This window comes from Arthrobacter sp. UYCu512, from assembly GCF_040547075.1.
In the GTDB taxonomy this organism is placed as follows: domain Bacteria; phylum Actinomycetota; class Actinomycetes; order Actinomycetales; family Micrococcaceae; genus Arthrobacter.
The window spans coordinates 71908-94800 of the sequence record NZ_JBEPPA010000011.1 but is presented as its reverse complement, the minus strand read 5'-3'; the positions used below and the strand labels follow the sequence as shown (position 1 = coordinate 94800).

The window sequence follows — 22893 nt, the reverse complement described above, 5'->3', positions numbered from 1 at the left end:
GCCATGGACTTCGGATTCATATTTTCCAGTGCTGCCGGTGAACTGTTCAGCCCGACGACGGCGGCATACGCCCTCGCAACCCTCGGCCTTGCGGTTCACTTTGGCTACTCAGGCCTGCTCAACTTCGGTCAAGCCGGCTTTATGGCGGTGGGCGCCTACGGTTTCGCCATCTCCACCCTGACCTTCGGCGCCCCGTTCTTCGTCGGGCTCCTCATCGCCGTGGTGTGTTCAGCCATCTTCGCCCTGCTCCTCGGTATCCCCACCCTCCGGCTGCGGGCCGACTACTTGGCCATCGTGACAATCGCGGCGGCGGAAATCGTCCGCTACATTGTCACAACCAACCAGCTGACCGCCGTCACCGGTTCGGCCAACGGCCTCGCCGCTTTCGAAGGCGACTTCTATGCCATGAACCCTTTCCCCGAAGGTTCCTACCTGGGGATGAACAACCGCGACTTCTTCATCCGGGTTGTCGCCTGGACCGTGGTGGCCCTTCTCTGCCTGGTGATCTGGCTGCTGATGCGCAGCCCCTGGGGCCGAGTCCTTAAGGGCATCCGCGAGGACGAAAATGCTGTCCGTTCGCTGGGCAAGAACGTGTACGCCTACAAGATGCAGGCTTTGATCATCGGCGGCGTCCTCGGCGCCCTCGCAGGCATGATCTTCACCCTCCCCCGCGGCGCAGTCCAGCCGGCGAACTACGGGACCGAACTGACGTTCTTCCTCTACACCTGCCTGCTGCTTGGCGGCCTGGGCACGGTGCTGGGGCCGGTGATTGGCGCCATGATCTTCTGGGTCGTCCTGTCCCTCACACAAGGCATCCTGTATGGCCTGATCGAATCCGGCGCCGTCACCTGGCTCAACACGGTCCAGGCCGGGCAGCTGCGGTACATCCTTGTGGGTGTCGCGCTGATGCTGTTGATGATCTTCAGGCCCCAGGGTGTCCTCGGCAACAAAAAGGAGCTGGCTTTCGCATGAGCACGCAGAGCGATACACCCCGTCCCGCGGATAACCCGGAAGAAATCGACTACATGACGGATTCGCGGCCGATCGCGGCCGGGGAGACTGCTCCGGGCTGCAAAAAGCGCGACCCGATCGTGGTGGCCGAAAACGTCACCCGCAGCTTCGGCGGCATCAACGCCGTCGACGTCGAGTACCTCGAGATCCCCCGGCACAAAATCACCGCACTCATCGGGCCCAACGGCGCCGGCAAGACCACGCTGTTTAACCTGCTGACCGGCTTCGACACACCCAACACGGGCAAGTGGCAGTTCGAAGGCAACAGTCTGGCCGGCGTCTCCTCCTACAAGGTGGCCCGGATGGGCATGGTCCGCACCTTCCAGCTGACCAAGGTGATGGGCAAGCTGACGGTGATGGAAAATATGCGTCTTGGTGCCTCCAACCAGTCCGGTGAACGACTTTCCAAGGCCCTGTTCAAAGGAATCTGGGGCGGCCAGGAAAAGCAGATTACCGCCGACGCCGACGTGCTGCTGCGGAAGTTCAAGCTGGACGCCAAAAAGGACGACTATGCCGCGTCACTTTCCGGCGGCCAGCGCAAGCTCCTGGAAATGGCCCGTTCGCTGATGGTCAGGCCCAAGCTCGTGATGCTTGACGAACCGATGGCCGGCGTCAACCCCGCGCTGACCCAGTCGCTCCTGGACCACATCAAGAACCTCAAGGCTGAGGGCATGACCGTGTTGTTTGTTGAACACGACATGCACATGGTCCGGCACATCGCCGACTGGGTGGTGGTGATGGCCGAGGGCCGGATCGTAGCCGAAGGTCCGCCTGCCGACGTAATGAAGAACCCCGCCGTGATCGACGCCTACCTGGGCGCCCACCACGACGTGGATCTCGGCGATTCGGAAGGCATCAAAGAGCTCGCGGCCGAACTGGGGGCCGACGAGGAGTCGATTGTGGGCACCGACAACGCCGGCATCATCTCCCTGGATATCGTCGGTTCCGAAACGGACGCGCCGGCGGACGGCAACGGTGCCGCGCACGGCAGGCGCAGCGCAGATGAGCCGAACAGCACAGAAAAGGACACCCAATGAGCGCCACCAGTGCGGCCCCCGCCGCTACGCCAGTCCACGACGAGGATTCGGTCGTCAAGGTCACCGACCTGGTGGCGGGCTACATCCCCGGCGTTAATATCCTCAATGGCTGCAGTATCGAGGCCCGCAAGGGCGAGCTCATCGGCATCATCGGCCCCAACGGAGCCGGCAAGTCCACACTCCTGAAGGCGATGTTCGGCCTGGTGAAGGTCCACTCCGGTTCCGTTGTGGTCCGCGGCCAGGACATCACCGGGCTTAAGGCCAACAAGCTCGTCAGCCGGGGCATCGGGTTTGTGCCGCAGAACAACAACGTGTTCGCGGCGCTGACCATCGAGGAGAACCTCCAGATGGGCATGTTCCAGCGGCCCAAGGACTTTGCCGAGCGCTTCGACTTCGTCACCGGCCTGTTCCCGGAACTTGGCAAGCGGCGGGCCCAGCGCGCGGGATCACTCTCCGGCGGTGAACGCCAGATGGTGGCGATGGGCCGGGCCCTGATGATGGACCCGGCAGTGCTGCTGCTTGACGAGCCCTCCGCCGGCCTTTCCCCGGTCAAACAGGACGAGACCTTCCTCCGGGTCCACGAAATCAACCGTGCGGGCGTCTCGGTCATTATGGTCGAACAGAACGCCCGGCGCTGCCTGCAGATCTGTGACCGCGGCTACGTCCTGGACCAGGGCAAGGACGCGTACACCGGCACCGGCCGGGAACTGATGAAGGACCCCAAGGTCATCCAGCTGTACCTGGGTACGCTCGCCGACACCGTCGAGTAGTTCTCCGCAACTCCGCAGCAACAGCAGGGGCCGTCACCAACCGGTGGCGGCCCTTCTGCGCGCCCGGCGCCGCCAGCTCCGCACTCACGGGACCGGCGGGATCCCCGGTCCCGGATGCGACCGCCGGGTACCGGGTGCGGCCGCCAGTCCCCGCGCAACGGCGGCGGCGCCACGCCGGCGCAACGGCTGCGGCCGCCGGGTCCCCGCCGGGGCAACGGGTGCGGCCGCCGGCGTCCCGGCGCAACGGCGGCAGCGGCGCCACGCCGGGCAGCATCGCCACGCCGGGCGGCATTGTTGGCAGCCTTCCTCCCGGGCATACAATAGGCCCCCGCCCATTGGGCGGGGGCCTTTTGCGGCTAGGGAAGGGCGAGCTTACAGCTTGCCGAATTCTTCCTTGACCGGCTTGTAGGTGTTGTCATCCTGGAACTCGTAGATGCCGATGTAGGCCTCTGTCGGGTCGCCGGCGTCGGAGAACGTTACGGGGCCGGACTGGCCGTCGTAGTCGATGTCCTTGCCGTTGCGCAGCAGGGTGACGCAGGAGGGGAAGTCGTTGCACTTTTCGCCGCCTTCAGACACGTCCTTCAGGTGCGCCGCGATGTCAGTTCCCTTGGTGCTCTTGGCTTCCTCTGCTGCCAGTGCGATCAGGTTCACGGCATCGTAGGACTCGCCTGAATAGCTGTAGTCCTTCAGCGCGGGATCGATGGCCAGCAGCTTCTTCTTGAAGTCGTCCTTGGCGAAGGTGCCCGGGATGGTGCCCTGGGCGCCCTTCAGGGTGCCTGCCTGGAAGTCCTTGCTGTAGTCGGACATGTTGCCGTCCACCATGAACATCTGGGTGGGCTTGACGCCCTTGCCCGTCATCAGCGGAACAATGCTCTTGGCCTGGTCAAAGGTGATCAGGGCGATGGCATCCGGCTTGGCCGCAAGCACCTTGTCCACCTGGCTGCTGAACTGCGAATCGCCTTCGTTGAAGAGTTCCTGGGCAACAACCTTGCCGCCGGCTGCCTCAAAAGCGGACTGTACGTTCTTGGCCAGGCCGGTCCCGTACGCGTCGTTCAGGACGATCATGCCAACGGTCTGGGCGCCACAGGTCGCCATGTAGTTGCCGAGGACCTTGCCCTGGAGAACGTCCGACGGGGCGGTGCGCCAGAACAGACCCTTGTCATCCCAGGCGGTGAAGTCCGGGGAGGTATTTGCCGGCGAGAACTGGATGACGCCTGCGCCGGTGATCTGGTTGATGACGGTCTTGGAGACACCCGAGGAAGCGGCACCAATGACTGCGCTGACACCCTGTCCGAGCAGGGCGCTGGTGGACTGCGTGGCGATATCGGTTTTGGTGTCACCGGAGTCGCGGTGGATGATTTCAACGGGCTTGCCCAGCACACCCCCGGCGTCATTGACTTCCTTGATACCAAGGTTGACGCCAGCGATTTCGGGCGGGCCGAGGAACGCCAGCGACCCCGTTGTCGGCAGGAGCGATCCAAGCTTAAGAGCGGTTTCGGTGGTGGTCGTGGAGGCCGGAACGGCCCCGCCGGCTGCGGCGGTCGACTTGGCGCCGGCAGTGGCGCTCGGTGCGGGGCACGCGATGCCTGCAGCGGCGTTGGCCGAAGCGGTTCCGGATCCGGACGACGACGGGGTGGACGAGCCACCACAAGCCGTAGCCAGAAGGGCAACGCCGATGCTAAGCGCGGTCAGCTTAGCGATGCGGGGTGCCGCCTGGGGGAGTGAAGTCATTTACAATCTCCTCGATCTAAAGGTGCGAACGGCCTTTGATGCGAAAGATCAGGTGTTCCTGATTTACCTTCAAGCTAGTGCACTTCCGGCCCGATCCAAAGTGACTACGGTCACATCCTTATAACACTCGTTGCATAGAGGAAATCTGGCCAGGAATCGGCAGGTGCCATAACGTGTGCCCCAGGTGGGACTCGAACCCACAACACGCGGATTTTAAGTCCGCTGCCTCTGCCAATTGGGCTACTGGGGCGCCCGGTCCATAATAGCCCGCCGGGCGCTGGTCTCAGCGATGCCAAACGCCTCGGCGTAGTGGAAGCTTCCGCTCACCCCGCCCGGCCAGAGTGCCAGCGGCAGCAACTGGAAGTGCGGACCCCAGGCTGCACAGGGTGGCTCAACCCCGAGGGATGTCGATGGCACAAAGCCAAAGCGCGAGTAGTATTCCGGGTCGCCGAGCAGCGCGATGCCCCGCTCCCCCGCAGCGTTGGCCCGGGCAATGGTCTCCTGCATCAGCGCGCTGCCAATGCCGTGGCGCTGCAGTCTCGGCAGCACACCGATCGGCCCCAGTCCCAGCAGGTCCAGTTCGCCTGCGCGCCCGCGGGTGCTGATCACGTGCCCCACGACGGCGCCGTCGAGCTCCGCAACGATGCTGAACTCCGGCAGGAATTCGGCACAGTCAAAGAGCGCACCCACCAAACGGACTTCCCCGGGCCCGCCGTCGGCCGGCAGGCCGCTGACCGGGGAGACGACGAAGGCGGCGGCGGTGAGGGCGAGGATGGCGGACCGGTCCGCGGGCCGCCCTGTGCGGAGCACCAGCTCCGGGGCAGGCGTGTGCTCGCCGTGCGCGGCGGCCAGTTCGTGCAGCGCCTCCAGCGCCCGGTCGGCATCTGCGACGGGGACCAGGATGTGGTCGTGATGGAAGCCGGCGAGGACATTGCAGCTGATTTTTGCGTCCGTGAGGGCGGTGCTGACGGCTGCCGTCAGGCCGATGGCGTCAAGCGAGGAATGTACCTGGAGGGTGATCCAGGCGCCGACGAAGTCGTAGGACAGTCCGAGGGTGTCAGCGTCCTTGCGCGGCAGGACAACGGTCATTCCTTCCGCCTCACGAACGGCGGCTTCGATCGTCCCTTCAAGCGGCCGTCCGTGCGGCCAGAGGGTGTAGACGAACTCGCCTCCGCGCAGTTCCGGGCGCATCGTGGCGAGCAGGGTGTGGAGGTCCGTTGCGGCTGTCATGGAGCCAGTCTAGGGGCCCACCCCGCCGGGGTTGGCCCGACGCCGGCCGGCCCGCACCCTTCCCAGGTGGACCTACGGGCGACCTTCCGGTTAACGACGGCGGCGGCCGCGCCCCGCAGGGGAACGGCCGCCGTCGACGGCAGGTGCTGGCTACTTGGCGTCAGCCGACACACTTTCCTTGCTGCTGGCCGGGCTGGCCTCTGCTGCCGGCTTCTCAGGGGCGGGAGCCGAGGCCGGCTTGGGTGCGGGCGTTGCCGCAGCGACGAATGCGCCGCGGGGGTTGTCCAAGTCGATCAGCTGGGTCGTGTCGCGGCCCATAAAGAAAGCCAGGATCCAACCGAAGATCACCCGGACCTTGCGCTCAACGGTGGGCATGGCGAATCCGTGGTAACCACGGTGTGCCAGCCAGGCAAGCGGTCCCTTGAGTCCGATCCGGCCCAGAAGGTTGATGTTTGCAACACCCTTCCATTCGCCGAAACCGGCGACGGCGCCCAGGTTTTTGTGTTTGTAGTCCGTGAGCGGCTTGTCCCAGCGGGAAGCCCACAGGTTCTTGGCCAGGCGCTTGGCCTGGCGCAGCGCGTGCTGTGCGTTCGGGACGCAGGTACCGTCCGGCAGGCCGCTGCCCGTAAGGTCCGGCACTGCCGCGACGTCGCCGGCGGCCCAGGCGTTCTCGATGATGCCTTCGTCCCCGGCGATGCGCAGGTCCGCGAGGACACGGACGCGGCCGCGGGGTTCGAGCGGGAAGTCGGTGGAGCGGACCATGGGGTTGGCCTGCACGCCGGCGGTCCAGACGAGGGTGTCGGCCTGGAATTCCTGGGCCGCCGTCTTGTCCGGAAGGTTGATCAGCTTCAGGGAACCCTCGGCGTTGTCCAGCGAGGTGTTAAGCAGGACTTCGATGCCGCGGCTGCGCAGGTGCTCAACCACCCAGTCCGCCTGGCTGGCGGTGACCTCAGGCATAATGCGTCCCATGGCCTCGACCAGGACGAAGCGGACTTCCTCCTGGCTGATGCGGGAGTTGTTCTTGACCGCGGCGCGGGCGAGGTCTTCCATTTCGGTAATGCACTCGATGCCGGCGAAGCCGCCGCCGACAACCACGAAGGTCAGGGCGCGGGCGCGTTCGGCGGGATCGGTCATCAACGAGCCGGCTTCGATCCGGTCCAGGACCTTGTTGCGCAGGGCGACGGCTTCCTCAATGGTCTTGAGGCCGATGCCCTTGTCCGCAAGTCCCTTGATCGGGAAGGTGCGGGTGATAGCACCGGCGGCCACCACAACGTCGAAGTAGGGAATCTCGAAGTTCTCGCCGCCGTCAGCCGGGGCGATCACTGCCGTGCGGTTTTCATGGTCGATCGAGGTGACGCGGCCCTGAATGAGCTCGGTCTGCTTGAGGTGCTGGCGGTGCGAGACGACGGCGTGCCGTGCCTCGATGTTTCCGCCGGCAACCTCGGGGAGGAAGGGCTGATAGGTCATGTACGGCAGTGGATCAACCACGGTGACAATGCCACCGGCGTTAGCGATCTTCTTCTGCAGTTTGAGGGCTACGTACAGGCCGACGTATCCGCCGCCGACGACGAGTACCCTGGGACGGTCCTGGAGCTGAGGGGAGAGTGCCATTCCCCAAGAATACCGTACTTTGTGAAAAACTTCACTAACTATGGTTTTCCGTTGGAATCCACCGAATCGAGCACACCGGTATCGGCGGCGGCCGGGCCGTCGGGGCTTCCCTGGCCGGCCGTCCGGGCGCCACGGCGGAGCTGGAAGGCTGCGGCGGCCAGGATGCAGAGGAAAAGCCCGCCGAAGCCCAGCACCACCATGGCCGGCACGGCAGCATCGAGCTCGGACGGGCGCTCCGCGACGGGGACGGTGGGTTCCGGCAGGGTGGGCGCCGCGCTGGAGGGCGCGGCCGGTGCCGGCGCGGGCGCCGTCGGCAGGTTTCCCCGCCGGTGGACCCGGATCCAGTCCGAAATCGTGCCCAGTGGATTGATTTTGGTGTCCGGCACGTCGGCCTTGAGTGCCGCCTCGGCGTCGAGGATCCCGAACCCGTATAACGGATCCTTCCCCGGAGCGCCGGCGTCCTTGGCGGTGGTGACTATTCTGTTGATGACCTGGCTGGCCGTCATGTCCGGCCATTTGGAGCGGATCAGCGCCGCGACCCCGGCCACGATCGGGGTAGCACCCGAGGTGCCGGCCCACTCTGCGTAGCCGCCGCCGGGCAAGCCTCCGATCAGGTTTTCCGCGGGCGCCGCAACGCCGATGCTGATGCCCTGGGATGAGGAGTCAATACTGGCAATTCCCTTGCGGTCCAGCCCGGCGACAGTCAGCACGCCCGGGATGGTGGCCGGCGCACCGACCTGGACGTTTCCGCCCCCGCGGTTACCCGCAGCGGCAACAATCACCACGTCCTTCTGTTCGGCGTACAGGAATGCCGCGTCCCAGCTCTGCGGCCACTCGGGCGAGGTGCTGCCAAGGGAGATATTGATGACGCGGGCGCCGTTATCGACCGCCCAGCGGACGGCCTGGGGTATCTGGTCCTGGTCGGTCTTACCGCCGGGGTTCGGCGATCCGAGCCAGGTGGAGACGGAGAGCAACTGCGCTTCGGGCGCGACCCCCACGATGCCGTCCGGCGCGACGGACGGGCCGGGGCCGGCACTGGGTGTGGCAGTTGCACCGGCAGGCTGATGTCCCCGGCCCGCCAGCATGGTCGCGACCAGGGTTCCGTGCTCGGGCTTCGCGCCGATGCTCTTCTGGCCGTCAGGACTGCCGGCGCCGGAGATGTCGACGCCGCCGGCAAGCACCCCGGCCAGATCTGGGTGTTTACCATCCACGCCGCTGTCAATCACGGCAACCTTGACGTTGGCGCCCCTGGAAACTTCCCAGGCCTTGGTGATGCCGGATTCTGCCAGCCAGTATTCCTTGTCGCGCCAGGGGTCGGCGTGCGCGGCAGGGGCAGCCGTCAGGGTGGCAGCCAAGGCGCCGCCGGCAAGGGCCACGGCCATCAACGCGGAGGCGGTCCGGCGGGGCCGGGCTGTTGCTCTGGTCATTCGGGTCCTATCGGCGGGTCAGCTTTGGGCGCTGCGGTGTGGTGGCGGCGCGGAACGCCGGGCGGGATGCGGGGACGGTGTGAGGCCGGGTGGCGCGTCCGGCCAACGCAGTCAAGCCAAGCGGCCGCTTAGCTGATACTCAAGGCAATTCCATCAAGAATATCGTGTTCGCTGGTCACTGCCGTCCCGACCCTGCCCTGGGTTACCGCGGCCAGCCGATCCACAGCGCGCCGCCAGACGAGGGCACCCGCGCCGATGACATCTACCCGGCCCGGGTGCATGTAGGGCAGGACGGCCCGGTCCGCACGTGACATCTCCAGCAGTTCGGTGCAGGCCCGGCGTATAACGTCGAGCGAAAGTTCGGTGCCGTGGATCGCAGCGGAGGAGTACTCATCCAGCGCGAGCGCATGGGCGGTGATGGTGGTGATGGAACCGGCCACCCCAACGACGGCGGCAGTTTGGTCCAGCGGGACTGCACCGGCGGCCTCATCGAGGGCAGCGTCGACGTCTGCCTCCGCAGCGGCGATCTCTGCTGCCGTGGGCGGGTCGCTGCGCAGGTGGCGTTCGGTCAGCCGCACACAGCCAATGTCAACGCTCCTGGCGGCAATAACACCGCCGGCGTTGCCCAGCACAAACTCGGTACTGCCCCCGCCGAGGTCCACCACAAGGACGGGATCCGCGCCCCGGGAGGGCAGGACGCTGCTCGCGCCCGCGAAGGACAGGGCGGCCTCGCTGTCCCCGCTGATGACCTCAGGTTCGACGGCCAGGAGCCCGCGGATGCCATCAACGAAGACCTGCCGGTTGCGGGCATCGCGGGTGGCCGAAGTCGCCACAAAACGGACTTTGGTGGCCGCGTGCCGGCGGATCTGCTCGGCATAGTCGCCGGCGGCGGCGAAGGTCCGGTCGAGGGCCTCCCGGGAGAGTTCGCCGGTGGCGTCCACGCCCTGGCCGAGCCTGACGACGCGCATTTCGCGTACAACGTCGTTCAGCCGGGGTGCCGGGCCGGCCGTGTCCACATCCGCGATCAGCAACCGGATCGAGTTGGTGCCGCAGTCGATGGCGGCGACGCGGGTCATTTGCCGGCTCCGGCGGTTCCGGTCCCGGTTCCGGTCCCGGGCGTGATGCCGGGGTCCTCGGGACGTGCCTTGCGGACCGGGGCCGGCCGGCCGACGATCGCCGGCAGCCCCTGCGGGCCGTGCCTGCTCAGGTCCTGGGAGGGGGCCTCGCCGCCGGTGTGCCAGGCGCCGTCGCAGTAGCAGCGCTCCTGTGTCCACCATTCGCTGATGGCCGCGATGGCCTCGTCGCCGAGCGGATTCACACCCGGTCCGGCTGCGAGCGACTGGCCCACCAGGACGTGCAGGCATTTGACGCGGGTGGGCATACCACCGGCGGAGATGCCGTCAATTTCGGGCACGGGACCGATTCCGGACCTGGCGCCGATCTCCGCACGGGATGCGAGGTAGGCCCGGTGGGCAGCCCGGTAGTCCAAGGCCAGTTCCGCGTCCGCCACGAGCCGTTCGTTCATCTCGTTCATCAGGCCGGCAGCTTCAAGCCGCGAGACCGCGGACGTGATGACCGGGTGGGTGAGGTAGAAGGTCGTGGGGAAGGGTGTGCCGTTGCTCAGCCGTGGGGACGTGGCCGCCACTAGCGGGTTGCCGCAGACGCAGCGGGCCGGGATCTCCACGACGTCACGCACCGGGCGTCCCAACTGCCGGCTCAGGACATCGAGGTCACGGGCCGAGGGCCGGCCGGTTTCCGCCACGGACCGGGCCGTCTCAGGGGATCCCGGATTCACTGCAGTCGGGGTCTGGTCCACTCGGTTCTCGTCCACGGGCGCGGCACCTTCCTGCCCTGTCTGGATTGTCGGTCCGACGATCCTGCGGCGGGCGCCGCTTTTTTTAGTCTGTTGCCGAGCGCCGGATCGAGTCCCAGAGGGAATCGACCCAAGGCAGCTCGGCCGGGTCTTGTTGGGATTGTGCCCCGGCCGCGCCACTGCCCGCCCCGGCAGGTAAATCGCTGCCGAAGACCCAGTAGCCCGTTTCGCCGGGCATAACCATGTTAATGCGGTCCCGGGCCTGTTGCTTTACATAGTTCGGATCCTGCCACCGCGAGACCTGGCGTTTAAGCTCATTTTGCTGCGACTGCTTGGCGGAGATGTCCGCCTGGAGTTCGGCTATTTCGCCTCGTTTTTCAATGAAGATCTTGACCGTGGGCGCCAGCATGATCGTGATGGCAATCATCACGACCAAAAGCGCCAGCATGCGTCCGGAGAAGGCTTTCGCCGGCACGGGGTCGAGGTGTTCTCCGCCGGCTTCGGCACCGGCCTTGGACGTGCCCGTGCCGCTCGTGGCCGCTCCGGGCACAGCGTTGCGCGGGGCAGGTGTACGGCGTGCAGCGCCGGCCTGCCGTGTCGAGGGTGCAGTGCCGGCGTGCTGGCCCGCGGTGCGGCCGGAACCGCGCCCATCCGCCGCGGCGTTGCTGCCCTCGTGGCCCGCTGATCCGCGGGAGCCGCCGAAATCAGCCTCGATGACGTCGCCGGTGGCCGGAGACTTCGGGGCCGCGGGCGTGGCCCGGGGAACCTTGGGTCGGCGGGTAGCCATCTCACTCCTGTAATGCCAGGTTCTCCCCCGGCTGGCTTGCTGCATTCAGTGCTGGGTCCCGCGGCCCGGGGCACAGGCGAGGGGCCGGGGTGCTGCTCCGCTCGTACGGTGCCACGAGGCCGGTCTCAAAAACAAACCGGTAGCCATGGTCTTTCAACCATAGCCACCGGTTTTGTGTTCCTGCGGTTATTAGCCCTTGAAACGCGGGAAAGCGCTGCGGCCGGCGTAGCGTGCGGCGTCGTCGAGTTCCTCTTCGATCCGCAGCAGCTGGTTGTACTTGGCGACACGCTCGGACCGCGCCGGAGCCCCGGTTTTGATCTGCCCCGCGTTGGTGGCAACGGCGATGTCGGCGATTGTGGTGTCCTCGGTCTCGCCGGAGCGGTGTGAGGTGATGGTGGTGTACCCGGCGCGCTGCGCGAGGGAAACGGCATCCAGGGTTTCGGTCAGGGAACCGATCTGGTTGACCTTCACCAGCAGCGAGTTGGCGGTTGCCGAATCGATGCCGGTCTGCAGGCGTTCGGGGTTGGTGACGAAGAGATCGTCACCGACGATCTGGACCTTGTCGCCGATGGCGTCGGTGAGGGTCTTCCAGCCTTCCCAGTCGTTTTCGTCCAGCGGATCCTCGATGGAGACCAGCGGGTAGTCGGCCACGAGCTCGGCGTAGTAGGCGCTCATCTCCGTAGAGCTAAGGGATTTGCCTTCGAACTGGTAGGCGCCGTCCGTGAAGAACTCGGAAGAGGCGACGTCCAGGGCGAGTGCAATGTCCTGGCCCGGGGTGTAGCCGGCGTTCCGGATGGCTTCCTGGATGAGGTCCAGGGCAGCCCGGTTGGAGGGCAGGTTGGGCGCAAAGCCGCCCTCGTCGCCGAGGCCGGTGGACAGGCCCTTTGCCTGCAGGACCGCTTTGAGCGCGTGGTAGACCTCCACGCCCCAGCGCAGTCCTTCGGAGAAGGTCTCGGCGCCGAGCGGGACAACCATGAATTCCTGGATGTCGACGTCGGAGTCGGCGTGCGAGCCGCCGTTGAGGATGTTCATCAGCGGCACGGGCAGGACGTGGGCGTTCGGTCCGCCGAGGTACTTGTACAGCGGCAGGTCAGCGGAGGCGGCGGCGGCGTTGGCGACGGCCAGGGATACGCCCAGGATGGCGTTGGCGCCGAGCTTGCTCTTGTTGGCGGTTCCGTCCAGGTCAATCATCGACTGGTCGATGCTGCGCTGGTCAGTGGCGTCTAAACCGATCAGGGCCGGGGCGATCTGGTCGATGACCGCGTCGACGGCCTTCTGGACGCCCTTGCCGAGGTACCGGCCTTTGTCCCCGTCGCGGAGTTCAACGGCTTCGTGCTCGCCGGTGGAGGCTCCGGAGGGAACTGCTGCACGGCCGATCTGGCCGTCCGAGAGCAGGACTTCAACTTCTACGGTGGGGTTGCCACGGGAATCGAGGATCTCGCGGGCGTGGATGGCATCGATAAGCGCCATGGATAGGCTCCTTTGGGTGAAGCGATCTGCTGGGAATCTGATGGGATATTAGGCTGGGAATCAAGCTGAAAAACCGACGTCCTCGTCGCTACCAGCCTAGTCGAGAGTGGGATAAGTTACAGAAAGCTATCCGGCGGCGGACGTCATTTTGGCCGATTAGGGTGACCGCGGCGGGTGTTGGCCGTCCTGGAAGCGGCGGTTGGCACCGCGGAGGGCCCGTTCGGCGTCCAGGCCCCGGGCCCGGGCGGCGGCCGCGATTGCGAACAGCAGGTCCCCGAGTTGCTCTTCCGAGGGCGGAACCGCTATCCCTACCGGCCCGGTTGACGGCGGGAAGCCGGACCGTTCGGCGCGGTCCTGGAGTTTTTGCGCCCGTGCCAGCGCGGGAAGGGCTGCGGGGACACCGCCGAGGGCTCCGTTGGCTTCCGGGCTGGCGGCGCCGGCGGGGACGAGCCGTTCCGAGCGCTTAACCGCGTCCCAGGTTCGGACGATTTCCTCAACCGTGGCCGGAAAGGACTCCTGCAGCGAACCGTCCCGGCGGAATACATGCGGGTTGCGCCGGACCATTTTGGCCGTGAGTCCGCGGGCCACGTCGTCGAGGTCGAAGGCGCCGCGTTCCTGGGCGAGCCGGGCATGGAGGACCACCTGAAGCAGGACGTCGCCAAGTTCGGCTTTCAGCTCAGCGTCGCCACCGGCCGTCTCGATGGTTTCGGCCACCTCGAAGGCCTCCTCAAGCAGGTACTCCACGAGGGATTCATGGGTGAGGGCAGCCATCCAGGGGCAGTGGGCGCGCAGCGCGCCAATCGTCGCCGCCAGCGTTTCGACAGCACCGGCCGTTCCGCGGACCCCGGCTGCCGCGGGCCCGCCCAGCGGCGGGCGCGCGGCGTCCTCCAGGCTAGCCAAGGTCGGCGTAAGCCTCGTTGATGTACTCGACGAGGGCTTCCTTCTCCTCCAGCGGCAGGAAAGCGGCCTCGGCCGCGTTCAGCGTCAGTTCCAGCAGGTCATCGAGGTCGTAGTCGAAAGTCTCGACCAGCAGCTCGAACTCGTCCGTGAGCGTCACGCCGCTCATCAGCCGGTTGTCGGTGTTGATGGTGACGTTGAAGCCGAGCTGGTAAAGCATGTCCAGCGGGTGGCTTTCGATGCCCTCGCCGAACCCTGCGACGGCGCCGGTCTGCAGGTTGGAGGAAGGGCAGATCTCCAGGGCGATGCCGCGGTCGCGGACCCAGCTGGCCAGGTCACCCAAGGTCACCATGCCGATGTTGTCATCGAGCTCGTCCCCGGCACCGTCGGCATCGTCGTCTGCTTCGAATTCAACGGTAACGTCCTCGGCGATCCGGACGCCGTGGCCCAAGCGCAGAGCGCGGCCGTCGACCAGCGCCGATTGGATGCTTTCAAGGCCGGCGGCTTCCCCGGCGTGCACCGTCGCCGGGAAGTTGTGCTGGGCAAGGTAGGTGAAGGCGTCCTTGAACCGGGATGGCAGGAAGCCGTCTTCGGCGCCGGCGATGTCGAAGCCGACGGCACCGTTGTTGCGGTGGCGGACCGCCAGTTCCGCGATTTCCTGGCCGCGGTCGGCATGGCGCATGGCGGTGATGAGCTGGCCGACCTGGATGTCGCGGCCGGTCTCGGCGACGGCGTCCACACCGGCCTCCAGGCCGGCCTGCACGGCTTCGACGGCCTCGTCCAGGCTCAGGCCCTGCTGGAGGTGCTGTTCGGGGGCCCAGCGCACTTCACCGTAGACAACACCGTCGTCGGCGAGGTCTTCGACGAATTCCTGGGCGACGCGGAAGAGTCCGGCCTTGGTCTGCATCACGGCGATGGTGTGGTCGAAGGTCTCCAGGTAGCGGACCAGGGAGCCGGAGTCCGCGGATTCGCGGAACCACTCCCCCAGGGCGACAGGATCGGTGGAGGGCAGGGTGTGTCCCGCGGCCTCGGCAAGTTCAATGATGGTGGCCGGACGGAGTCCGCCGTCCAGGTGGTCGTGAAGGGAAACCTTGGGGAGGCCCTTCAGGTCAAAGTCGAGGTCAGGGGCAGCGTCAAGAATTATCTCAGTCACGTTCCAACCTTAGGGTCCGATGCCGTGCAATACCAGCCGGGCCCGGAGCCAGGAATCAGGCTTCGACGTCCGCCGGTGTCTCCCGGGTCTTGGGCGCCGGTGCAGTGCCGGAAGCCTGGCCCGGCGAGCGGGCGGCGCCTGCCGGGGCGGGTCCGGTCTTGGCTTCAGCGTTGGCGGATCGGCCGGCTGCCGTGGCGGCGCCCCGGGCGTCGCGCCAGCGGTGCAGCCAGGTCAGGAGGTGGTCGACGACAATGCCCAGCACAATGGCGAAGGCGATGGCGATGCCGACGCCCAGCAGGGGGTGTTCATGGACCCAGTTGCCGGCGAGGATGCCAACACCGGCCGAATACGCGACCCAGGTGACTGAGGCGCAGATGTCCAGGATGACGAACCGCCGGCGCGGGTAGGCGGTGGTACCGGCAATCCAGTTGACCGCCACGCGTCCGACCGGAATGTAGCGGGCCGTGAAGATCAGCATGGCGCCACGTTTGTCCAGTTCGTAGCGGGCCCAGTTCAGCGCCCGCTGGACCTTGGGCCTGCGCATCCAGCGGAAGCGCTCGACGCCGACGTGCCGTCCCAGCAGGTAGGCCGTGTTGTCGCCGGCAATAGCGCCGACGGCGGCCGCTGCCATCACAAACCACATGTTCGGCTGCCCGGAGGTCACGGAAAGGGCGCCCAGGGCGACGATCAGGGTTTCGCTCGGCAGTATCGGCACAAATCCGTCAATGAAGCAGAAGATCGTCAGAATTGGAAAAATCCACCATTGACCCGCGGCATGGAGAATTGCCTCATTGATAAATTCCACGCGGGCGTTGCTCCTAGGAAAGTGGTGAAAAGCGCTCTTCAGTGTCCCATGTCGGAAACGGATACGCTACGTTCCCGGCGGATGAATCTCCCGGTTTCAGCGCTCAGTCGTTTGGGACCCGGCAGGCGGGGCCGGCAGTCCGGGCTCCACGGGAAGGGTTCCGCGGAGCCTGCGGATGAGGACGTCCACCAGGATGCCCAGGCCGATCGCGCAAATCACGGCGACGATGACCCCGAGCAGGTGGTTCTCCGCAAACCATTGGCCAAAAAACAGTCCCGTTGCGACCGAGTACAAGGCCCAGAGCACCGCGGAGAGCACCGTCAACCCAACAAAGCGCGGACGCGGGAACCCGGTGGCGCCGGCCGTCAGGTTGACCGCCACCCGGCCGATCGGGACGAACCGCGCCACCAGGACCAGGGAGGCGGGCCGTTTGCGCAGCTCGGTGCCGGCCCAGCGGAACGCACGCTGCATACGATGCCCGCGCGACCAGGCCCAGCGCTGCGTGCCGGTGTTGCGGCCGATCAGGTAGGCGATGTTGTCCCCGAGGAACGCGCCCGCGGCCGCCGTCGCGGCGAGCAGCAACGCGTTGGGAACACCGGCGCTGGCCGCCACCGAGGCCAGTCCGACGACCACGGATTCGCTGGGAACAGGCGGGAAGAAGCCGTCAATCACGCAGCACACAAACACCAGGAGGAGCACCCAGGGTTGGCCTGCGGCGGCAAGGATGAAGTCGTTGATTGCCTGCACGGTTTCCTAACAAACAACGGGAGGACTGCTGTTGTGCAAGTGTACTGCCGGCTTGCCCTATCACTTGTGGCGGCCAAACCCGAGGGTTCGGCCCACCGCCGATAGGGCAAACCGGCGGCTAGGCGATGCGGTCGATGATGAGCTGCTGCGCCGGGCGGGAGCCTTCCGGGGCAATCACCACGGCATGTTCGAGGGCTTCCCTGGCCCGTTCGAACTTCTCCGGGGTATCCGTCAGCAGCGTCATCAGCGGTTCGCCGGCTTTGACCGTCGCGCCGGGTTTGGCGTGCATCCGCACCCCGGCACCGGCCTGGACCTGGTCCTCCTTGCGCGCGCGTCCGGCACCAAGGCGCCAGGCTGCGACTCCGACGGCCATCGCGTCGAGCTCCACCAGCACGCCGTCGGCGGGCGCGTAGAGCACTTCGGATTCCCTGGCCACCGGGAGGGTTGCCCGCGGGTCGCCGCCCTGCGCCTCGATCATGCGGTTCCAGACGTCCATCGCCCGGCCGTCCTTCAGCGCCGCCCGGGGATCGGCGTCGTGGACGCCTGCGCAGGCGAGCATCTCCTCCGCCAGCCGGACCGTGAGTTCCACAACGTCCTCCGGTCCGCCGCCGGCAAGGACCTCCACCGATTCCTCGACCTCGATCGCGTTGCCGGCGGTGAGGCCCAGCGGTGTGTTCATGTTGGTCAGCAGGGCCACTGTGTTAACACCGGCGTCCTTGCCCAGGGCCACCATGGTCTCGGCGAGTTCGCGGGCGCGCGCCTCGTTTTTCATAAACGCGCCGCTGCCGACCTTGACGTCCAGCACCAAGGATCCGGTGCCCTCCGCGATTTTTTTGCTCATGATCGACGACGCGATCAGCGGGATGGCCTCGACGGTGCCCGTGACGTCCCGCAGGGCGTAGAGCTTCTTATCCGCCGGAGCCAGCCCGGCCCCGGCTGCGCAGATGACGGCTCCGACGTCCTGGAGCTGCGCCAGCATTTCCTCGTTGCTCAGCGCGGCGCGCCAACCCGGGATCGACTCGAGCTTGTCCAGGGTGCCGCCGGTGTGGCCCAGGCCGCGACCGGACAGCTGCGGGACAGCAACGCCGAAGACCGCCACCAGGGGTGCCAGCGGCAGGGTGATCTTATCTCCGACGCCGCCGGTGGAGTGCTTGTCGGAGGTGGGCTTTACGCTGCCGTCGGGCCGGCGCAGGCTGGAGAAGTCCATCCGTTCACCGGAAGCGATCATCGCCGCGGTCCAGCGTGAAATCTCGGCCCGGTCCATGCCGTTAAGCAGGATTGCCATGTTCAAGGCGGCCATCTGCTCGTCGGCGATCGCACCGCGGGTGTACGCGTCGATCGTCCAGTCAATTTGGGCGGGACTGAGCACACCCTTGTCACGCTTGATGCGGATGATGTCGACGGCGTCAAACGATTCGGTCATGTTCGGTGGTGTCACCGGGGTTCCTCCAGGTGTTGGGGGCCAAAAGCATCGGGAAGGACCTGGCCCATGGTCTTGATTCCCTGCGTGGTCATAAGCTCCATGTCGGGAGCCCTGAATTCATAGAGCAACTGCCGGCAGCGACCGCACGGCATCAGCACGTTGCCGCCGGCGTCGACGCAGTAGAAGGCACGGAGCAGGCCGCCGCCGGTCATCTGCAAATTACCGACGAGGGCGCACTCGGCACACAGCGTCAGCCCGTAGCTGGCATTTTCGACGTTGCAGCCGCTCACAATCCGGCCGTCCGCGGTGAGGGCTGCTGCCCCGACCGCGAACTTCGAATACGGCGCGTAGGCATTGGCCATCGCGGTGACCGCGGCGGCCTTGAGGGCCGCCCAGTCAACGTTGGTGCACTCCATCGTCAACCCTTCACATACGGTATGCCGTCGGCCGCCGGCGGCCGGGACCGGCCAACGAGTCCGGCGACCGCAAACACGGTTACGAGGTAGGGCAGCATTGCCATAAACTGGCTCGGCACCGGGGTGCCGATGATCGTCACAATGCTCTGCAGGTTGTCGGCGAAACCAAACAGCAGCGCTGCGAAGAACGCCCCCAACGGATTCCAGCGCCCCAGGATCATCGCCGCGAGGGCAATAAAGCCGCGGCCACCGGAGATCTCCTTCGTGAAGCTGTCGATCGCCACCAGCGTGAAGAACGATCCACCGATACCGGCTACAGCGCCGCCGAGCGTGACGTTCCAGAACCGGGTTGCGTTGACGTTGATGCCCAGGGTGTCGGCAGCCTGCGGGTGTTCGCCGACGGCGCGGACCCGCAGGCCCCACTTGGTCTTGAACAGCGCAATCCACACCACGATCACGGCCACGTACATCAGGTAGCCAACAACGGACTGCTTGAAGAGGATGGGTCCGAGGACCGGGATGCTGGACAGCCCCGGAATTTCGATGATGGGAAGCCGCCCCGGCGAGTTAAACATTTCCTTGTCCGCCTGCATCACGGTGCTGAACAGAAAGCCCGTGAGGCCCGAGATCAGGACGTTGAGCACCACACCGACGATGATCTGGTTGACCACGTACTTGATGCTGAACACTGCCAGCACCATCGAGACGAGGGCTCCGGCCACGGCTGCCGCGAGCAGACCCAGGTACGGGCTGCCGGTCAGGCTGGCAACGATAGCGGCGGTGAAGGCACCGCCAAGCAACTGGCCTTCAATGGCGATGTTCACAACGCCGGCTCGTTCGCACAGCACCCCTGACAGGGAGCCGAAGACAATCGGTACGGCGAGGGTCACGGATCCGGCGATCAGGCCCGCCAGCGAGATGCTGGGGGTCCGGGCGCCGCCGACCACCCAGACCAGGAAGGCCACCACGAACAGGACCGTGAACAGGACAGGCAGCCAGCGCGGGGGCCGCTGGATTTTTGTCTTGAGGAACATCGCGTAGCCGGCCAGGGCCAGCAGGATCACGGACAGCACCAGCCCGGTGAGGTAGGCCGGCGCCTCGATAGCCGGCAGCTGGAAGAAATCCCCGCCGGAGGAGATGCCGAATTTTGCCGTCTCGTGCGGGCCCAGCAGGCCAAAAAAGACGAATGCGATGACGGCCAGGACCAGCAGCGTCACGGGCAGCTTCCAGGTGACCGGTTTGGCGGAGACCGTCGGCTTCCTGTTCGCCTCTGGACGCGGGCGGTCCTGCTCTTGCTTACGGGGTTCTCCCGGGACGGGGGACGTTGTTGTTGTGCTCATGCTGCACCTCCGGTGGCTGCTGCCTGCTGGGACTTGCCGGCGGATACGGCCTTCTTTTTGCGCGGGTTGAGCCCAAAAACGGCCCGGACCAGGGGTGGCGCCGCGATGAACAGCACAATGAGCGACTGCACCACCAGCACAATGTCTATCGGGGTTCCGGTCTGGATCTGCATCTGGACCGCACCGGCGCGGAAGGCGCCGAACAGCACACCGGCGGCGAAGGTGCCCCACGGCGTCGAACGTCCCAGCAGTGCGACGGTAATGGCGTCAAAGCCGTAGGTCGCCGCTACACCGTCGGTGAGTACTTTTTCGGTTCCCGCTACCTGCGCGACGCCGGCCAGTCCGGCGAGGCCGCCGGCGATCGCCATCACCAGGATGGTGGCGCGCGGGACGTTGATGCCTGCGGTGAGGGCCGCATTTGGGTTGGCTCCCACCGCGCGGAACTCGAAACCGATGGTCGAGCGGTTCAGCAGCCACCAGACGAACACCGTTGCCGCGATGGCCAGCAGGAAGCCAAGGTGCAGCCGGTACTGGCTGCCGAAAAGCTGCGGATATACGGCCGACGGGTCCAGCAGCGGTGAGATAGGTGTGGTTTCCCCGGGACGCTGGAACGCCGGTGTGTCCAGGAGGTAGCGCACCAGGTACAGGGCAATGTAGTTGAACATGATGGTCACGATGACCTCATGGGCCCCGGTCCGCGCTTTAAGCACGCCGACCAGGCCGCCCCAGACGGCGCCGCCAACGACGCCGGCAAGCACCACAAGCAGCAGGTGAAGGCCCACCGGCAGCTCCAGCTCGAAACCGACCCAGGCGGCCACGATGCCGGCCATGATGATCTGGCCCTGCGCGCCGATGTTAAAGAGTCCCGCGCGGAATGCCAGGGCGACACCGAGGCCGGCGGTGATCAGCGGAGTGGCGATGGTGAGGGTTTCCAGCAGCGGGGCGAACTGTCCGCCCAAGCCGCTGCCCCGCGGGTTGAATACCGAGCCCTGGAAGAGCGCGACGTAGGAACTTGTCGCGGCTGACCAGACGGCGGCGAGGAAGTCGGCCGGGCGGGCAAAGAAGTAGCTCGACGTCGCCGCGACCTCCTTGTCGGTGCTGGCAATAAGCAGTCCCCCAAGAATCAAGGCAAGGAGGACAGCCAGTGCTGTCACAATGCCGTTTCCGGTGAAGATCTGGCGCAGCACCGAATCCGAGTCCCCCGCAGCTGCAAGGGAGCCGCTCTGGGCCGAGACGGGAACCGCCGATGGCCGCATTGCACCGCCGGCTGTGTCCAGGGATGTGGCCAGGGCTGCGTCATCTGCGGGGGCCCCGGTCTTCGTTTCGGCCACAGCGGCCGGCCCGGTTTCCGGGGCGTCGAGGGGTTCCGGATTCAGGTCCGGATCCGGTTCGCTCGAGCGTCGAGGCTCGTTGTTTTCACTCATGGTCGTCTCCTACGGCGCCGGAGCCGGACTCGGGCACGGTCGGCGCGGCGGGCGCCTGGTTCTTTGCTGGGGGTGCGGCGGGGCTCTCTGCGGGCCCGCCGGGTGCGGGCTTACCCGCGGAATCGGCGTGTGCGTCCTGCGGGGAGAGCCCGGCCATCATCAGGCCAAGGACGTCGCGGCCGGTGCCGGACGGGACAATCCCGACGATTTTGCCCTTGTAGAGCACTGCGATCCGGTCCGCGAGGTCGATGACTTCATCGAGTTCGGTGGAGACGATCATCACGGGCGTGCCAACGTCGCGCTCGGCCACGATGCGCTTATGCAGGAACTCGATGGACCCGACGTCCACGCCGCGGGTGGGCTGGGAGGCGATGAAGAGCCGCAGCGGCCGGGAGAGTTCCCGGGCCATCACCACTTTCTGCTGGTTTCCGCCGGACAAGGTGCCAGCCGCGAGCGAACCCGAGGGAGTGCGCACGTCAAACTCCTCGATCCGGCCCTTGGCGTTCTCCAGGACCTTGGCCGGCCGCATGCTGATGCCTTTGGCGAACGGGGCCTGGTCGTATCGGTCAAGAATCAGGTTTTCGGCAATCGAGAAGGTGCCGATCAGGCCGTCAACGTTGCGGTCTTCCGGCACGAAGCCGACCCCGGCGTTGAGGACTTCCTTGACGCTGCGGCCAATAAGTTCCGCACCGTCGAGCAGGATGGAGCCATGGACCCGGTCCTGGAGGCCCAGGATGGCCTCGGTCAGTTCGGTCTGCCCATTGCCCTGGACGCCGGCGATGGCGAGGATCTCACCGCGGGCGATGTCGAAGCTGATGCCGTCCACCACGTGCTGGCCGCTGGGCGCAATCACCGTGAGGTCCGTCACCTGGAAGGTCGTCTCCTGGGGCTTCGCCGGGGCCTTGTCCAGGGTCAGGTTCACGGCCCGGCCCACCATCATGGAAGCAAGTTCCGTCGTCGAGGCGCCGGGATCGGCGGTACCAACGACCTTGCCCCGCCGGATCACAGTGATGGTGTCCGAGACGGCTTTGACTTCACGAAGCTTGTGCGAGATGAAGACAATCGATGTGCCGTGGCTCTTGAGCTGGCGCATAATGTCCAGCAGCTCATCGGTGTCCTGCGGGGTCAGTACGGCAGTGGGTTCATCGAGAATCAGGACCCTGGCGTCGCGGACGAGTGCCTTGATGATTTCTACGCGCTGCTGCACCCCCACCGGGAGGTCCTCCACCAGGGCATCGGGGTCGACGTCAAAGCCGTACCGGTCCGAGATTTCCCGGATCTTCCGCCGGGTGTCATCCAGGTTCAGGAACCCCCCGGCCGTGGTGGTTTCCGCTCCCAGGGCGACGTTTTCCGCGACCGTAAAGACCGGAACGAGCATAAAGTGCTGGTGGACCATCCCGATGCCGGCGGCCATGGCGTCGCCCGGGCCGCGGAAGGTGACGGGTTTGCCGTCGACCAGGATCTGGCCCTCGGTCGGCTCGTACAGACCGTACAGGACATTCATCAGCGTGGACTTGCCCGCGCCGTTTTCGCCGAGCAGACAATGAATCTGCCCGGGCTCAACCACCACGTCAATGTGGTCGTTGGCTACCAGGGAGCCGAAGCGTTTGGTGATCCCCTTGAGTTCAAGTTTCAAAACTCTGACCAATCTAGAAGTATCCGGCAGTCGTGGCCCGGACGGATGATGGGGCCGCAGGATCAGCCTAGTGCCTGCAGCCGGAGGCGGAGCCGGTCCGCTCAACGAAAAGCGCCACAGCCCGTGCGGTGATGACCGGACGGGCCGTGGCGCTTAGCGGCGGAA

Annotated in this window: 20 protein-coding genes and 1 tRNA gene; 3 read left to right on the top strand and 18 right to left on the bottom strand. The window is 66.2% G+C overall.

The genetic code is table 11. The features are described from left to right. The first annotated feature begins 3 nt into the window (after nucleotides 1-3). Genes ABIB49_RS13170 through ABIB49_RS13160 form a run of 3 tightly spaced genes read left to right on the top strand, consistent with a single transcriptional unit; the run spans nucleotide 4 to nucleotide 2818 of the window. Nucleotides 4-972, top strand: a complete 969-nt coding sequence (locus tag ABIB49_RS13170) for a branched-chain amino acid ABC transporter permease (protein ID WP_226775038.1) — start codon at nucleotides 4-6, stop codon at nucleotides 970-972. Further along, nucleotides 969-2048, top strand: coding sequence for an ABC transporter ATP-binding protein (locus ABIB49_RS13165; protein WP_282359136.1), 1080 nt, complete (start codon nucleotides 969-971; stop codon nucleotides 2046-2048). The genes ABIB49_RS13170 and ABIB49_RS13165 overlap by 4 nt, the downstream gene beginning before the upstream one ends. Further along, a complete protein-coding gene (locus ABIB49_RS13160) occupies nucleotides 2045-2818 on the top strand; it encodes an ABC transporter ATP-binding protein (protein ID WP_226775040.1) in 774 nt (257 codons plus the stop codon). Before ABIB49_RS13165 ends, ABIB49_RS13160 begins: the two co-directional genes overlap by 4 nt. 372 nt (nucleotides 2819-3190) lie before the next feature. Here ABIB49_RS13160 and ABIB49_RS13155 read toward each other — a convergent pair whose 3' ends face one another. The 18 genes from ABIB49_RS13155 to ABIB49_RS13070 all read right to left on the bottom strand — a co-directional run bounded on the left by ABIB49_RS13155 (nucleotide 3191) and on the right by ABIB49_RS13070 (nucleotide 22728). Beyond that, nucleotides 3191-4549, bottom strand: a complete 1359-nt coding sequence (locus tag ABIB49_RS13155; protein WP_226775041.1) for an ABC transporter substrate-binding protein — start codon at nucleotides 4547-4549, stop codon at nucleotides 3191-3193. A gap of 176 nt (nucleotides 4550-4725) precedes the next feature. After that, a tRNA-Leu gene (locus ABIB49_RS13150) sits at nucleotides 4726-4799 on the bottom strand. After that, nucleotides 4790-5779: an N-acetyltransferase gene (locus ABIB49_RS13145; RefSeq protein ID WP_282359133.1), complete on the bottom strand. Its 990-nt coding sequence runs from the start codon at nucleotides 5777-5779 to the stop codon at nucleotides 4790-4792. Before ABIB49_RS13145 ends, ABIB49_RS13150 begins: the two co-directional genes overlap by 10 nt. Nucleotides 5780-5929: 150 nt before the next feature. After that, the gene (locus tag ABIB49_RS13140) at nucleotides 5930-7390 is read right to left on the bottom strand and encodes an NAD(P)/FAD-dependent oxidoreductase (protein WP_282359131.1); all 1461 of its coding nucleotides are present in this window, start codon (nucleotides 7388-7390) and stop codon (nucleotides 5930-5932) included. Nucleotides 7391-7428: 38 nt separating this feature from the next. Further along, a complete protein-coding gene (locus ABIB49_RS13135) occupies nucleotides 7429-8817 on the bottom strand; it encodes a S8 family serine peptidase (protein ID WP_282359128.1) in 1389 nt (462 codons plus the stop codon). Between the two features lie 128 nt (nucleotides 8818-8945). Further along, the gene (locus ABIB49_RS13130) at nucleotides 8946-9893 is read right to left on the bottom strand and encodes a Ppx/GppA phosphatase family protein (RefSeq protein ID WP_282359127.1); all 948 of its coding nucleotides are present in this window, start codon (nucleotides 9891-9893) and stop codon (nucleotides 8946-8948) included. Next, nucleotides 9890-10612 (bottom strand): DUF501 domain-containing protein, encoded by a 723-nt coding sequence (locus ABIB49_RS13125; protein ID WP_502913809.1) that lies wholly within the window; start codon nucleotides 10610-10612, stop codon nucleotides 9890-9892. Before ABIB49_RS13125 ends, ABIB49_RS13130 begins: the two co-directional genes overlap by 4 nt. Nucleotides 10613-10715: 103 nt before the next feature. Further along, nucleotides 10716-11417, bottom strand: coding sequence for an FtsB family cell division protein (locus tag ABIB49_RS13120; RefSeq protein WP_282359126.1), 702 nt, complete (start codon nucleotides 11415-11417; stop codon nucleotides 10716-10718). Nucleotides 11418-11606: 189 nt separating this feature from the next. Next, nucleotides 11607-12887, bottom strand: coding sequence for a phosphopyruvate hydratase (gene eno, locus ABIB49_RS13115; RefSeq protein WP_282359123.1), 1281 nt, complete (start codon nucleotides 12885-12887; stop codon nucleotides 11607-11609). A gap of 156 nt (nucleotides 12888-13043) precedes the next feature. After that, nucleotides 13044-13658, bottom strand: a complete 615-nt coding sequence (locus ABIB49_RS13110) for a MazG nucleotide pyrophosphohydrolase domain-containing protein (RefSeq protein WP_253033636.1) — start codon at nucleotides 13656-13658, stop codon at nucleotides 13044-13046. 121 nt (nucleotides 13659-13779) lie between these two features. Continuing rightward, nucleotides 13780-14937: an adenosine deaminase gene (locus ABIB49_RS13105; protein ID WP_226775048.1), complete on the bottom strand. Its 1158-nt coding sequence runs from the start codon at nucleotides 14935-14937 to the stop codon at nucleotides 13780-13782. Nucleotides 14938-14992: 55 nt separating this feature from the next. After that, on the bottom strand, nucleotides 14993-15742 hold the full coding sequence (locus ABIB49_RS13100; protein WP_282359119.1) for a DedA family protein: 750 nt from the start codon (nucleotides 15740-15742) through the stop codon (nucleotides 14993-14995). A gap of 96 nt (nucleotides 15743-15838) precedes the next feature. Next, nucleotides 15839-16489, bottom strand: a complete 651-nt coding sequence (locus ABIB49_RS13095) for a DedA family protein (protein WP_282359118.1) — start codon at nucleotides 16487-16489, stop codon at nucleotides 15839-15841. A gap of 118 nt (nucleotides 16490-16607) precedes the next feature. Next, on the bottom strand, nucleotides 16608-17912 hold the full coding sequence (locus tag ABIB49_RS13090) for a thymidine phosphorylase (RefSeq protein ID WP_226775062.1): 1305 nt from the start codon (nucleotides 17910-17912) through the stop codon (nucleotides 16608-16610). Nucleotides 17913-17923: 11 nt separating this feature from the next. After that, on the bottom strand, nucleotides 17924-18328 hold the full coding sequence (locus tag ABIB49_RS13085; protein WP_226775051.1) for a cytidine deaminase: 405 nt from the start codon (nucleotides 18326-18328) through the stop codon (nucleotides 17924-17926). 2 nt (nucleotides 18329-18330) lie between these two features. Continuing rightward, complete coding sequence (locus ABIB49_RS13080; protein ID WP_226775052.1) at nucleotides 18331-19668, bottom strand: ABC transporter permease; 1338 nt, start codon at nucleotides 19666-19668, stop codon at nucleotides 18331-18333. Next, nucleotides 19665-21092: an ABC transporter permease gene (locus ABIB49_RS13075; protein ID WP_282359114.1), complete on the bottom strand. Its 1428-nt coding sequence runs from the start codon at nucleotides 21090-21092 to the stop codon at nucleotides 19665-19667. The genes ABIB49_RS13080 and ABIB49_RS13075 overlap by 4 nt, the downstream gene beginning before the upstream one ends. Then, the gene (locus tag ABIB49_RS13070; protein ID WP_282359113.1) at nucleotides 21085-22728 is read right to left on the bottom strand and encodes an ABC transporter ATP-binding protein; all 1644 of its coding nucleotides are present in this window, start codon (nucleotides 22726-22728) and stop codon (nucleotides 21085-21087) included. Before ABIB49_RS13070 ends, ABIB49_RS13075 begins: the two co-directional genes overlap by 8 nt. Nucleotides 22729-22893 lie beyond the last annotated feature (165 nt).